This is a genomic window from Rhizorhabdus antheiae, assembly GCF_049889055.1.
Lineage (GTDB): Bacteria > Pseudomonadota > Alphaproteobacteria > Sphingomonadales > Sphingomonadaceae > Rhizorhabdus.
In genome coordinates this window covers 643,755-657,469 of sequence record NZ_JBLTWO010000001.1, presented here as the reverse complement: position 1 = coordinate 657,469, position 13,715 = coordinate 643,755, and the positions used below count along the sequence as shown (strand labels likewise).

General features: G+C 65.1%; 13 protein-coding genes. 10 read left to right on the top strand and 3 right to left on the bottom strand.

Going from position 1 to position 13,715, the window contains the following annotated elements:
* Positions 1–47: 47 nt before the first annotated feature.
* Positions 48–413 (bottom strand): c-type cytochrome, encoded by a 366-nt coding sequence (locus tag ACNI3R_RS03025; protein WP_426179779.1) that lies wholly within the window; start codon positions 411–413, stop codon positions 48–50.
* 261 nt (positions 414–674) lie between these two features.
* Between ACNI3R_RS03025 and ACNI3R_RS03020 the strand changes: the two genes are divergently transcribed.
* The 6 genes from ACNI3R_RS03020 to ACNI3R_RS02995 all read left to right on the top strand — a co-directional run bounded on the left by ACNI3R_RS03020 (position 675) and on the right by ACNI3R_RS02995 (position 6,511).
* Positions 675–953, top strand: a complete 279-nt coding sequence (locus ACNI3R_RS03020; RefSeq protein ID WP_426179777.1) for an integration host factor subunit beta — start codon at positions 675–677, stop codon at positions 951–953.
* Between the two features lie 628 nt (positions 954–1,581).
* The gene (locus ACNI3R_RS03015) at positions 1,582–2,253 is read left to right on the top strand and encodes a polysaccharide biosynthesis/export family protein (protein ID WP_426179775.1); all 672 of its coding nucleotides are present in this window, start codon (positions 1,582–1,584) and stop codon (positions 2,251–2,253) included.
* Positions 2,250–3,419 carry a hypothetical protein gene (locus ACNI3R_RS03010; protein ID WP_426179773.1) on the top strand — a complete coding sequence of 390 codons (1,170 nt, stop codon included), beginning with the start codon at positions 2,250–2,252 and terminating at the stop codon, positions 3,417–3,419. The genes ACNI3R_RS03015 and ACNI3R_RS03010 overlap by 4 nt, the downstream gene beginning before the upstream one ends.
* Before the next feature lies 1 nt (position 3,420).
* Complete coding sequence (locus ACNI3R_RS03005) at positions 3,421–4,890, top strand: GumC family protein (RefSeq protein WP_426179771.1); 1,470 nt, start codon at positions 3,421–3,423, stop codon at positions 4,888–4,890.
* Entirely contained in the window at positions 4,887–5,672 is a 786-nt protein-coding gene (locus ACNI3R_RS03000; RefSeq protein ID WP_426179770.1) for a CpsD/CapB family tyrosine-protein kinase, read from the top strand. Before ACNI3R_RS03005 ends, ACNI3R_RS03000 begins: the two co-directional genes overlap by 4 nt.
* A 44-nt stretch (positions 5,673–5,716) precedes the next feature.
* On the top strand, positions 5,717–6,511 hold the full coding sequence (locus tag ACNI3R_RS02995; RefSeq protein WP_426179768.1) for an acid phosphatase: 795 nt from the start codon (positions 5,717–5,719) through the stop codon (positions 6,509–6,511).
* 109 nt (positions 6,512–6,620) lie between these two features.
* On the opposite strand, the gene ACNI3R_RS02990 is transcribed toward ACNI3R_RS02995, so the two are convergent.
* Entirely contained in the window at positions 6,621–6,815 is a 195-nt protein-coding gene (locus tag ACNI3R_RS02990) for a hypothetical protein (protein ID WP_426179766.1), read from the bottom strand.
* 139 nt (positions 6,816–6,954) lie between these two features.
* Positions 6,955–7,842 carry an MlaA family lipoprotein gene (locus ACNI3R_RS02985; RefSeq protein WP_426179764.1) on the bottom strand — a complete coding sequence of 296 codons (888 nt, stop codon included), beginning with the start codon at positions 7,840–7,842 and terminating at the stop codon, positions 6,955–6,957.
* Between the two features lie 133 nt (positions 7,843–7,975).
* Here ACNI3R_RS02985 and ACNI3R_RS02980 point away from each other — a divergent pair, with 133 nt between their 5' ends.
* The 4 genes from ACNI3R_RS02980 to metH all read left to right on the top strand — a co-directional run bounded on the left by ACNI3R_RS02980 (position 7,976) and on the right by metH (position 13,657).
* Complete coding sequence (locus ACNI3R_RS02980) at positions 7,976–8,947, top strand: ArsR/SmtB family transcription factor (RefSeq protein WP_426179762.1); 972 nt, start codon at positions 7,976–7,978, stop codon at positions 8,945–8,947.
* A complete protein-coding gene (metF, locus tag ACNI3R_RS02975; protein ID WP_426179761.1) occupies positions 8,944–9,888 on the top strand; it encodes a methylenetetrahydrofolate reductase [NAD(P)H] in 945 nt (314 codons plus the stop codon). The genes ACNI3R_RS02980 and metF overlap by 4 nt, the downstream gene beginning before the upstream one ends.
* 20 nt (positions 9,889–9,908) lie before the next feature.
* Positions 9,909–10,964, top strand: a complete 1,056-nt coding sequence (locus ACNI3R_RS02970; RefSeq protein ID WP_426179760.1) for a homocysteine S-methyltransferase family protein — start codon at positions 9,909–9,911, stop codon at positions 10,962–10,964.
* 95 nt (positions 10,965–11,059) lie between these two features.
* Positions 11,060–13,657 (top strand): methionine synthase, encoded by a 2,598-nt coding sequence (metH, locus tag ACNI3R_RS02965; protein ID WP_426179758.1) that lies wholly within the window; start codon positions 11,060–11,062, stop codon positions 13,655–13,657.
* Positions 13,658–13,715 lie beyond the last annotated feature (58 nt).

The window sequence follows — 13,715 nt, the reverse complement described above, 5'->3', positions numbered from 1 at the left end:
CACGGACTGGCCGGGGCGGCTGATCCTGAACCCCAGCCGTCGCGGGCTTATTTCAGCGACAGGATATAGTCCGCGATCTGCGCCGCCATGGTCGGGTTCTTAAGCCCGCCGAAGGGCATGCGCGTGCCGGGCACGACCTTTTGCGGAGCCTGGATGAAGGCGATCAGATTGTCGCGGGTCCACACGACCTTCGACGCTTTCATGGCGGGCGAGAAGGCGAAGCCCGGAACGTCGCCGGCCTTGGTGCCGCCAATGCCCCAAAGATTGGGGCCGATGCCGTTCGGGGCGCCCTTGTCGACTTTATGGCAGGCGCCGCAGACGCCGAAAGCCGCCGGCTTGGGTAGCGGTGCGGCGGAAGCGCCGGCTGCGATGGTCAGGGTGGCGATCGAGGCTACGACCAGGCGAACAAGCATTTATGACCCTTTCGATAGGCCGGATCGTGGCGGGCGGTTTCCGGCTCGCTCTGCGGTTTATTGCGGTGCAGCGTCTGTCGCAAGGCTGAACCGAGGGTCATTCACGCCCACCGCCCTTAACTTGGATTGATTCGTGTCCGTTTTTATACATAGATGCGGATACGGTGAGCTTCGCTGGGGGCGGATTCGCCGAAGCCGACGGCAGTTGCTGCCAAAACAACATTTGCCGGCTTGGCCATGATGTCGAAGGGGGGACGCTTTGTGATCAGGTCGGAATTGGTTCAATTGTTGGCACAGGAAAATCCGGACCTTTCGCCCAAGGAGGTCGAGAAGATCGTGGCAACTCTATTCGACGCCATCAGCAAGCGTCTTGCCGAGGGTGGCCGCGTCGAACTGCGCGGGTTCGGGGCCTTTTCGACGCGGTCGAGGGGCGAGCGCGTGGGGCGCAATCCCCGCACCGGCGACACCGTTCCCGTTTCCGCCAAGCGCGTGCCCTATTTCAAGCCGGGCAAGGAGATACGCGAGCGTCTCAACGTCTGATCGCGGTCGGGTCGCGGCAAATCCCGCTTGGCGACCGGAGCCGCGCTGGCTATTCAGCGCGCTCCGCGCTGCGGGCGTGGCGAAACTGGTAGACGCAACGGACTTGAAGTCGCATCGAGTGCCCATGGGGAAACCCATGGTGCAGAACTGCTCAAATTCGGGGAACCCTTCTTCCTGGCGATCCCGAGCCAAGCCGGCGTCCTCGCGCCGGAAGGTGTAGAGACTAGACGGGCAGCGCCTACATCACCATGCAGCTATCCGCATGGAGACAGGGCGAAGGTATAGTCCAGACCACGAACGTCCTTCGGGGCGGCGGCGAAAGCCGAAGTGGTACGAAAATCCGTAAGGTCGCGAGACCTGTGGGGGTTCGATTCCCCCCGCCCGCACCACTCCCGTCGCTTTTGCGGCTCGATATCCGTAGCGTTCGGAAAGCGTCTTCTGGTTGCGATTTGCCCGATTGTGCGTCGGGGCAAATGTTAGCTTGTGCAAAGTGCGCCCCCGGATCGGCTTTTTATATTCCGTCCGACAGGATTTTGAGGCACTTGTCTCGGAAATGCCGGGGGGCGGATCCGCATGGGGGCGGCGGAGCAGGGAGCGATGAAAGACCATGGTGTCAGTTGGGCGTAGCGTGAAGCGATCGAGACACGCGTTCGCGGTGGCTGCGGGGCTGAGCCTGTCGCTGGCACCGTCTCTCACGTCGGCTCAGACCGCCAACGCCGTCTCCGAAGCAGCAGCAGCGCCGCCGCCGGCTGCGGTCGCATCGCTGCCCAGTGCCGCTCCGGCGCCCGGTGCTCTCAAGCCCTATCGCATCAATCCGGGCGACGAGATCGAAATCTATGTCTGGGGTGACGAGCGTCTGCAGCGTGTCCTCAAGGTCCTGCCGGACGGCAGCGTTTCCTTCCCGCTCGTGGGCCGGATCGATGCGCTGAACAAATTGCCGACCGATCTGGAGGGCGTGATCGCGGCGGGCCTGTCGGACCAGTATCGCAACAGCGTGCCGCGCGTGACGGTGTCGGTCAAGAATCCGAGCGGGCTGAGCTTCTCGGTTGCGGGCAAGGTGCGCCAGCCGGGCGCGTTCCAGCCGGGCCATTACGTCAATGTACTCGAGGCGATCAGCGTGGCGGGTGGGCCGACCGAGTTTGCCGACCTCAGCCGGGTGAAGATATACAGAAAACAGGGGGCTCAGATTCAGGTGATCGACGTTCGTCTCGACACGGCGATGAAGGGATCCCCGTCGCAGTCCGATCTGCGCGGTGCGATCATCGAACTGCAGAGCGGTGACACGGTGGTGGTGCCATGATCGTCCGCCGCTGCATCGCGGCCGGCGTGGCCGGCCTCGCCCTGGCGGGCGCCTCCAGCGCCGCGCTTGCCAAGTCGACCTTCTCGGTCGAGACCGATTATCGCCTCGGCTATGACGCCAACCCGTTCCTGTCGGCGGGCGACGATGTCTCGGCGACGTACATCGAGACGTCGATCGCGCCGCGCCTGACGATCCAGAGCGCCAAGGGCCAGACCACTGCGTCGGGTCATTTCGACCGGACCGCCTATCTGAGCAACTATGGCAAGAACGACGCCTATGGCGCCGTGCTCGAAACGCAGCAGCGGGTGACGACCAAGCTGACCGTGTTCGGCGCGCTGCGCTATGACAGCGAGGTGATCGGTCAGGGGCGCGACGACGTCACCGGCGATCCGATCGATGCGCCCGACGTCAACCTGATCGGCCTGCGCCGCCGCTCGAACACCTATGCGGCCAGCGGCGGCTGGCAATATCAGGCGACGCCCAAGGACGTCATCAGCGCCGATGGCGGCTACACCGCGACCCGCTTCGCCAATGGCCCCGGCGGCGCCGATTCGGACAATTATGGCGGCCGGATCGGCTGGAAGCATGCGATCAACGCCAAGACCAAGGTGGGGATCAGCGGCTCGGTCTACCGGATCGAATATGACACGGCTGGGCTCAGTACCTTGATCATGCAGCCGCAGCTGACCTTCTCGACCGTGCTGAGCCCGACCTGGTCGGTCGATGCCTCGCTCGGCATGTCGTTCAGCCGCCTCAACCTACCCGGTATCGCACCCTCGGTCTCGACCCAGGGCCTGGCCGGGTCGCTCCAGCTTTGCCACACCGGGCGCCGGACCAACCTCTGCATCGTCGCGGATCGCTCGGTCAGCGCCTCGGGCGCCGGCAGCACGGTCGAGCGGACGCAGGTCGGGGTCAACTACCGTCACACGCTCAGCGAACGCATGACGTTCCTGTGGAACGGCAGTTATTCGCGCAGTGAGGGGCAGGCGGGTCTGCTCGGAACGCGGCAGTTCGTGTCCGGTCGAGGCGGCCTCGAATATCAGCTGCAGCGTGGGATCAAGATCGGCGCCGAAGGCTATTATCGTGATATCTATGGTCAGGGTTTCCCGGTGAAGGCCGATATCGGCGGCGATATCTACGCGACCATCCAGCTGGTGAAGCGCTGATATGAACGATGCCGGCGATCCCGCTGCGCTGAACGAGGTCGAGCTGTCGGACGGGCTGCTCGCCTATCTGCCGCAGATCCTCTCCCAGCGACGATGGCTCGTCATCATTCCCTTCGTGGTGAGCACCGCCACGGGGGTCGGCCTGGCCTATGGCCTTCCGGCCTATTACCAGTCTTCGGCCACGGTCGTAGTGGAATCGAAGGAACTGCCCGAGGCGATAGCGGCGACGGCGGTCAACGACCTGATCGACCAGCGCATCGCCCGGATCAAGCAGCAGATACTGAGTCGGCCGGGCCTGATAGAGATCATCCAGCAAAATGATCTCTATCAGTCGGAGCGCCGCAAGCGTTCGCTGTCGGCGATTATCGAGATTATGCGCAAGGCGACGGCGATCACCCCGGTCACCGCCGACATCGACAAGCTGGCCGAGCGGCGCGGGACGTCGAGCACGATCGCCTTCGCAGTGTCCTTCACCTATTCCGACCCGGCCAAGGCCCAGGCGGTGACGCAGCAGTTCACCGAAAAGCTGCTCAAGCTCGACAGCACGCAGCTGGCCGCCCAGGCAGACGCCACCGTGGGTTTCCTGCGCGACCAGTCGGGCCAGATCCAGGGGCAGATTTCGGAGCTCGAGGGTCGGATCGCCGAGATCAAGGGACGTAACGGTCTGGCGCTGTCGCGGATCGGTGGGTTCATACCGTCCACCGCCAACTACGACGTCCAGATCGCCCAGCTGCAGCGCGAGAATACCGAACTTCAGGGGCGCCTTAACAGCGGCAGCACCAACGCCGATGAGCGCGTTTCGCAGGCAGAGGCGGCGCTCGCCGCGGCGCAGGCGCTATACTCCGACAACCACCCCGATGTCATTGCCGCCAAGCAGAAGCTGACCGAAGCGCGCGCGGCTGCGCGGGCGAATATGGGGCCGCGCAACAACCCGGCGATCAGCGCGCAGATCGCGGCGAACAATCGCACGATCGCAACGCTCAGCAGCGCCAAGACAGCGGACATGTCGCGCGCCAATGCCGCTGTCGTCGCCCAGAGCGGCGCGCCGCTGATCGAGGAGAGCATTCGCCAGCTCGAGGCGAAAGCCGATGGCCTGCGTGCCAATTACGAACGGATATCGGGCAATCTTCTGGCGGCCGAAGCGGCCCAGAAGATGGCGGAGGAACAGCGCGGCGAACGGCTTGTGCTGGTCGACCCGCCGACGCTGCCGGATGAACCCAATTCGCCCAACCGCGGTCTGCTCGTCGCGGGCGGCCTGTCGATGGGCATAGCCCTCGGTCTCGGTCTCGCCTTGCTCGTCGAACTGCTGCGCCGACCGATCCGGGGAGCGGCCACGCTGCAGCAGATGCTGGGCGTCGGTCCGCTGGTGGTGATCCCGACGCTCAAGCCCAAGGGCAAGGGCCGGGGCAAGAAGAAGGCGCGCGGCGCGCGGGGGCTGTTCCGGCGGCGCGACAAGACGGCAGCGGCATGAACGCACCCACCCAGCCCGATATGGATCAGGATGCGGCAAGCTTCCCGGCCGAGGAGCCGGTCCGCGGTTTCGAGCAGCTGCGCGAGACCGGAATCTATGGCTTCGACAGCAAGGATATCCGGTCGCGGCCCTTCACCCTGCTGCGTGCACAGATACTGCGAATCGCACGGTCGCAGGGCTGGCGGATCATCGGCGTTACATCGCCGACGCCGAAGGTCGGCAAGAGCTTCGTCGCGTCCAATCTGGCGGCGGCGCTGGCCCGGTCTCCGGACCTCCACACCTATTTGTTCGACTTCGATCTGCGTCGCTCGACCATCGCCAAGAATTTCCGGCTGACCGGGCGCCACGGCGTGTCGCATTTTCTCGACGGGACGATCGACGATCTGCGGCAGGTCGCGCGGACGATTCCCAATGAGCAACTGACCCTCTTCCCCAGCTATCCCAATGCGGGCGCGTCGGATGAGCTGGTGGCATCGACGCGGATGGATTCGCTGATCGCGGCGATGCGCCAGCTGCCCGAGAACAGCCTGTGCCTGTGCGATCTCCCGCCGGTGTTCGCCAATGACGATGCTGTGGTGATCAGCCAGAAGATCGATGCTTTCCTGATGATCGTCGAGGATGGTGTCACCACCCGTAAGCAGATCCGCGACAGCTTCCGCTTGCTGGCACCCGCGCCCTGCATCGGCACGGTGCTCAACCGCTACAGCGCGGGTCTCACCGCGGACGACTATGGCTATGGCTATGGGCAGGAAAAACGCTACGGCAGCTATTATAACGATTGAGGCGCTGGGGAGCGCCGTTCCGCATTGAACCAGGGGGCAGGTGCATGCAACTGAAGTCGATGTTGGCAGGGGCCGCTGCCCTTGCCGGTCTGGCGGGTGCCGCCGCAATGGTCGGCGCACAGACCGGGCCGGCGCCCTTTCTCGATCCCGGTTATCTGACGTTGGTCGACGTGGTGCCGCCGGCACCCATTCCGCAGGAGCCCAAGGGGGTAGCCGATCGGGATGTCTACAAGGCCACCCGGGCATTGGCGGGAAGCCAGCGCTGGACGATGGCGGTCGACGACCAAGCCGGCGATGCCGCTGCGATGATGCGGGCGTTCGGATGCGCGGCTCGCGTCTCGATCACCCCGCAGACCGCCCCCCGCACCGCCGCGTTGATCGAGCGCGCGTCGCGCGACGCGGTGCGTGAGGCCAATGAACTGCGGGCCTATTACAAGCGCCGGCGTCTGCTGCTGACCGAATCGGGGCCGACCTGTGTCACACCCGATGATTCGATGCGGATGAGCTATGACTATCCTTCCGCCGACGCCACCAGGGGGTGGACCTGGGCACTGGTGCTGTCGGAGATCCTGCACGAGCGCGCTGCGCCGATCATGGCGCGCGGCCGGGCCTATGGCGAAAGCGGCGTTGTGTGCGGGACCCATAGCATGAGTGCGGTGGAGGCGGGGCGGCTGACCGCCTCGGCGACGCTGAACGTCGTCCGGACCGAACAGGCCTATGCCGATGGGGTGGTTGCGGCGCGGTCGGAACTTGCTGCCCTGCAACGCAGCGGTGCCGCTCCGTCTGCCCAAGTCTGCGCCGCCGAAGAATTGCTGGTGACCGAGCCGATCTTCCGCTGATCAGTCCTGCACCTGGGCAGGACGAGCGACAGACAAAAGAAAAGGCCGCGCCCGAAAGCGCGGCCTTCCCTTTTCGATAACCACGACCACCGAAGCGGTCGTGCACGAATTACATCGCGTTCGAAGCGTTGTCCGCCGGAGCAGCCGTGTTCGAGTCGGCCATCGCGGCGTTGGTGTCCACAACGGCGTCAGCAGCGTTCTCGACGACGGCGGTGTTGTTCTCGGCAGCGGGGGCTTCCTTCGTGCAGGCGGCCAGCGAGAGCGAAGCAACGGCGATGAGCGAAAGGGCAACGATCTTCTTCATGATCGAATTCTCCGGAAGTGGATTAAAAAGAGAGTGGCTCGAACGATTTCCAATCACGTTCAGGCTTGTTTCCCCCCGAAACAGGCGGGGACTTCTTACCGTTTTGCGCAGTGCGATGCAATGTCTCTTGTTCCGGTAGTTAATCAGGCTGTTTTTCCGGCCCCGAAACGGTCTCGGAGGCCGGTGCCGTAACGGTCGGCGTGGCTCCATCCGTCGCCGGTTCGGCGATCCCAAGTCCGGCGTCGGCATCGGCCGCACCGAGTGCGTCGCGGGCCGGAAGCCCTGCGTCGGCGTCGGCGCCCGCGCTGAAATTGTCTTCCTGATCCAATATTTCCGCGCGTCGCCGCTGCAGATAGGCCGACCGCGTCGCGGCATAGGGATCGAGGGTCGATGCCAGAAAATTGTCGGCGCCGCTCTCGATCAACCCGTCGCGGATGCTGATCACCTGGCTGGCGGTCAGCGCCAGTTGCGAGCCCTTGGGCAGATCGCATTCGCGGGTGCACACACGATAGGGGTCGAGGAACCACGAACTGCCCGTGCCGACGCCGTCGCGCAGCGTCGATGGCCCGAGCAGCGGCAGCATGAGATAGGGGCCGCCATTCGCGCCCCAGGCCGCGAGGGTCTGGCCGAAATCCTCATCGGCGCGCTTGATCCCCATCCGGCTCGCCTGGTCGAACAGCCCCGCGACGCCGATGGTCGTATTGACCAGGAAGCGACCGACATTGCGCGCGGCCCGGTCGCCCTTGCCCTGCAGGATGTTGTTGATGAAGGAGAAGGGCTCGCCGACATTGGCGAAGAAATTGCGGATGCCATCGCGCGCAGGCTTCGGCGTCACGCCGCGATAGACCTGGGTCACCGGCTTGACGAGAATCTTGTCGGCGCCGCGGTTGACCGAGAACACGGCGCGATTGAAGCCCTCGAGCGGGTCCTTCTCCGCAAGCCTGTCGGTCCCGACACGCGTCGAGGTGCAGGCGGAAAGCAGCAGGCCCAGGGCCGCGACGCCCAAAATCCGTGCCGATGAAAGCATGATCGATTTCCCTTTCGGGCGGGTGGCCCGCCGGCGGTGAGACTCGCGGAACGCCTTGAAGTTCCGTGTTGGGAGGGCATGCCGCGCGGGCATCCGGCGGGCAAGCGCCTTGACCGCATATAAAGATTTCTTTATGTCTGCATATATGCCGCTCGACGCATTGGCCATATTCCGGGCGCTTGCCGACCCGACCCGTCTTCGCATCTTCCATCTGCTGCGCGCGATGGAGCTGTCGATCGGCGAGCTGGCACAGGTTCTCGGGCAAAGCCAGCCACGGGTTTCCCGCCATGTGAAGATTTTGAGCGATGCCGGCCTCGCCGACCGGCGCAAGGAAGGCAGCTGGGTCTTCCTCGGACTGGGACATGAGCAGGCGGTGGCGCCGCTCTTTGCCGCGATGGACGGCTGGAATGGCGAGAGCGAGGAGAATTGGGTCGCGACCGACCGCGCGCGCCTCGCAGCCGTGCGCGCCGACCGCGCCGCCGCAGCCGCGCGCTATTTCGCCGATCATGCGGAGGAGTGGGACGCGATTCGCTCGCTCCATGTTCCGGAGAGTGCGGTCGAGCGGCAGATTTTGAGCATCCTGTCCGATTCGCCAGTGGGCCGGTTGGTGGATATCGGCACGGGCACTGGCCGGATGATCGAACTGATCGGCGATCATGCCGATTCGGCGCTGGGAATAGACCGCAGCCCGGAGATGCTCCGGCTCGCGCGGGTGAAGCTGGCTGAGGCAGGCCTCGACGGGGCCGAACTGCGCCAGGGGGACATGTACGCCCTGCCGCTCGCAGACGGCACGGCCGATCTCGTCCTGCTGCACCAGGTCCTGCATTTCGCACAACATCCGTCGGCGGCGATCGCCGAATGCGCGCGTCTGCTGTCGCCCGGCGGGCGGCTGCTCATCGTCGATTTCGCGAGCCATGATCTGGAAGAGCTGCGCACCCGCGACGCCCATGCGCGGCTGGGATTCGGGGATGAACAGATCGGCGCCTGGTTCGCCTCGGTCGGCCTCGGGCTCGAGCGCGTCGAGGCGCTGGTCGGCGACGCATTGACGGTGAAACTCTGGTTGGGCGTGCGCGGTCAGCGCGCGCAGTTGAAGGTAGCATCATGAGCACTGTTCCATTCAGTCAGCTCGAGGAAGCCCGCCGGGCCCTCGATACGCCATTGTTCGCCGACCTCGCCGGCGATGCGGCCGTCTCGTTCGAATTCTTCCCGCCGAAGACCGAGAAGATGGAAGAGAGCCTGTGGGTCGCGATCCAGACGCTGGCGCCGCTGTCCCCGCGCTTCGTGTCGGTGACCTATGGCGCGGGCGGTTCGACCCGCGAGCGCACCCACCAGACGGTCGAGCGGATCGTGCGCGAGACGGGCATTCCCGCCGCTGCCCACCTGACCTGCGTGGAGGCGAGCAAGGCCGATATCGAGGAGATCGCCCGCGCTTATTGGGCGGCGGGCGTGCGCCACATCGTCGCGCTGCGCGGCGACCCGCCGACGCAGGGCGCGAGCTTTGCACCGCACCCCGACGGCTATCGCAACGCGGCCGAGCTGGTGTCGGGCCTCAAGGCGATTCATCCGTTCGAGATCTCGGTCGCGGCCTATCCCGAAAGCCATCCGGAAGCCGTCAGCCTGGAAAGCGACCTTGCCAATCTCAAGGCGAAGTTCGACGCCGGTGCGACGCGTGCGATCACCCAGTTCTTTTTCTCGCCCGAAACCTTCTTCCGCTTCTGCGACAAGGCGCGTGCGGCAGGGATCGAGGGCGAGATCGTGCCCGGCATCCTGCCCGTGTCGAACGTCGCGCAGACGCGCAAATTCGCGGCGATGTGCGGGGCGGCGATTCCGGCGTGGATGGACCGCCTGTTCGAGGGGCTCGACGATCATCCCGCCGCGCGCCAGCTGATCGCGGCGACGATCGCGGCCGAAATGTGCCGCAGGCTCTATGCAGGCGGCGTCCGCGAATTTCACTTCTACACGCTCAACCGGGCGGAACTGGCTTTCTCGATCTGCCACCTGCTGGGGCTGCGCACGAAGGGCGCGGGCCTCGAGGTTGCGGCCTGAGATCGGGACGGGGACATATCATGCACAGATCAGAAGCAGCGGCGATCTTCCGCGATCAGGCGAAGCAGCGCATCCTGCTGACCGACGGCGCCTTCGGCACGATGATCCAGAGCTACAAGCTCCAGGAGGCCGATTATCGTGGCGACCTCGACCTGCCTTGCGACCAGAAGGGCAATAACGACCTGCTGGTGCTCACCCGCCCGGACGTGATCGACGCGATCACGCGCCAATATCTGGACGCGGGATCGGACATCGTATCGACCAACACCTTCAACGCGAACATCATCAGCCAGGGCGATTATGACGCGGTCCATCTGGTCCGCGACATGAACGTCGCGGCAGCATCGATCGCGCGCAAGGCGGCTGACGACTATGCCGCCCGCGACGGTCGGCCGCGCTTCGTCGCCGGCGCGATCGGCCCGACCAACAAGACATTGTCGCTGTCGCCCGACGTCAACGACCCCGGCTATCGCGCGATCGACTTCGATACGATGCGCGACGTCTATCAGGATCAGGTTGCCGGGCTGCTCGACGGCGGCTGCGACTTCATCCTGATCGAGACCGTGTTCGACACGCTCAACGCCAAGGCCGCGATCATGGCGGTGCTCGACGAGCAGACGAAGCGCGGCACCGAGATCCCGATCATGCTGTCGATGACGATCACCGACATGTCGGGCCGCAACCTGTCGGGCCATTCGGTCGAGGCCTTCTGGTATGCGGTGCGCCACGCGCACCCGCTGACGATCGGGCTCAACTGCGCCTTCGGAGCGGACCTGCTGCGCCCCCATGTCCAGGTCCTGTCCGCGATGGCCGACACGCTGGTCATGATCTATCCCAATGCCGGTCTGCCCAACGACCTCGGCCAATATGACGAGCAGCCGGCGACGACCGGCGGCTTCATCGGCGAATGGGCGGATCAGGCGCTGGTCAATGTCGTTGGCGGTTGTTGCGGCTCGACCCCCGGGCATATCGCCGCGATGGCGGCGGCGGTGAAGGGCAAGCCCCCGCGCACGCCGCATGTGCACGACCATCGCACCCGGCTGGCCGGGCTCGACCCGATGACGATGATGGCCTGACCGCCCCCTCGCTCATTGCAGGCCTCTGATAACGGCCTTCTTAAAGATTATCCGCGATACGCCCCGCTGACCGACGATCTGGAAGACCCGAGATAATGACGACCACCTCCACCGCGCAGTTCGTGAACATCGGCGAGCGGACCAACGTGACCGGTTCGGCCGTGTTCAAGAAGCTCATCATGGGCGGCGATTATGCCAAGGCGGTCGAGGTCGCGCGGCAGCAGGTCGAGAACGGCGCGCAGATCATCGACGTCAACATGGACGAGGGGCTGCTCGACGCCGAGATGGCGATGACGACCTTCCTCAAGCTGATCGCGGCCGAGCCCGACATCGCGCGCGTGCCGGTGATGGTCGACAGCTCGAAATGGTCGGTGATCGAGGCAGGCCTGAAATGCGTCTCGGGCAAGCCGATCGTCAATTCGATCAGCATGAAGGAAGGCGAAGACGCCTTCCTTGCCCAGGCGCGCAAGTGCCGGGCTTACGGCGCGGCCGTCGTGGTGATGGCGTTCGACGAGGTCGGGCAGGCGGACACCAAGGAGCGCAAGGTCGAGATCTGCGAGCGCGCCTATCGCCTGCTGGTTGCCGACGGCTTCGCGCCCGAAGACATCATCTTCGATCCCAATATCTTCGCGGTGGCGACGGGTATCGACGAACATCGCCGCTATGCGATCGACTTCATCGAGGCGACCGCCGAGATCAAGAAGCGCTGCCCGCATTGCCACATCTCCGGCGGTGTCTCGAACCTCAGCTTCTCCTTCCGCGGCAACGAGCCGGTGCGGCGGGCGATGCACAGCGTGTTCCTCTACCACGCCATCCAGGCGGGCATGGACATGGGCATCGTCAATGCCGGCCAGCTCGACGTCTATGACGCGATCGATCCCGAGCTTCGCGAAGCCTGCGAGGACGTCATCTGGGACCGGCGCGAGGACGCGACCGAGCGGCTGATCACGCTGGCCGAGCGCTTCCGCGGCACCGACGCGGCGGCCGAGAAGGCGGCCGAGGAGTGGCGCGGCTGGGACGTCGCCAAGCGGCTCGAACATGCGCTGGTCAAGGGCATCGACGCCTATGTCGTCGACGACACCGAAGAGGCTCGCCAGCATTTCGCGCGGCCGATCGAAGTGATCGAGGGGCCACTGATGGACGGGATGAACGTCGTCGGCGACCTGTTCGGCGCCGGCAAGATGTTCCTGCCGCAGGTGGTGAAGTCCGCGCGCGTGATGAAGAAGGCGGTCGCCTATCTGCTGCCCTTCATCGAGGCGCAGAAGACGGTGGGCCAGCGCGCCAAGGGCCGCATCATCATGGCCACCGTCAAGGGCGACGTCCACGACATCGGCAAGAACATCGTCGGCGTGGTTCTCCAGTGCAACGGCTATGAGGTCATCGACCTGGGCGTGATGGTGCCCTGGATGGACATATTGAAGGCGGCCAATGAGAATGACGCCGACATCATCGGCCTGTCGGGGCTGATCACGCCCTCGCTGGACGAGATGGTGACGGTGGCGGCCGAGATGCAGCGCAGCAAGATGACGATGCCGCTGCTGATCGGCGGTGCGACGACGTCGAAGGTCCACACCGCCCTGCGGATCGCGCCGGCCTATCAGGGCCCGGTCATCCACGTCCTCGACGCCAGCCGCGCCGTCGGGGTCGCCTCGACGTTGCTGTCCGACACCCAGCGCGACGATTTCGTCGCAAAGACCGCCGCCGACTACGACGCCGTGCGGCGCGCGCGCGAAGGCAAAGGGCAGAATGAACTGGCGACGCTGGAAGAGGCGCGCGCCAATGCCTTCGTCGCCGACTTCGCGCTGAAGCCCGAAGCGCCGAACAAGCCCGGCCTGCATGTCTTCACCGACTGGTCGCTCGAGGATCTGCGGCCCTATATCGACTGGACTCCTTTCTTTCGCGCCTGGGAACTGGCCGGCAATTACCCCGCGATTCTCGATGACGAGATCGTCGGCGAAAGCGCTCGCAGCCTGTTCGCCGATGCGCAGCAGATGCTCGATACCGTCATCGCCGAAAAATGGCTGACCGCGCGCGGTGTCGCCGCATTGTGGCCAGCCCGCTCGGAAGGCGATGACGTCCTGATCGAGCATGAGGGCGGCGAGGTGCGGCTGCCCTTCCTGCGGCAGCAGATCCGCAAGCGCGAGGGGCGGGCGAATATGTGTCTCGCCGATTTCGTCGCTCCCGCCGGGGACTGGCTGGGCGGCTTCGCGGTCGGCATCCACGGGATCGACGAGCATATCGCCCGCTTCAAGGCGGACCATGACGATTATCGCGACATCCTGCTGAAGGCGCTGGCCGACCGTCTGGCCGAGGCCTTTGCCGAGCGGCTGCACCAGCATGTCCGGACCGATCTCTGGGGCTATGCCGAGGGCGAACAGCTGACCAACGAGGCGCTGATCAAGGAGCAATATCGCGGTATCCGGCCTGCGCCCGGCTATCCCGCCTGCCCGGATCACAGCCAGAAGCCGATCCTGTTCGACATGCTCAAGGCCGGCGACAACGCCGGCATCGTCCTGACCGAGAGCTTCGCGATGCTGCCGACCGCAGCGGTGTCGGGCTTCTACTTCGGCCATCCCGAGGCGAGCTATTTCGGCGTGGCGCGGGTCGGTCGCGACCAGCTCGAGGATTATGCGGCGCGCCGCGATGTCGATCTCGACACGGCGGAGCGCTGGCTGCGGCCGAACCTGGATTGACGAGAGCCTCGATCGCGATCGACAAGGCGCTAAGCAAATCCTCATGCATGCTGCGTTA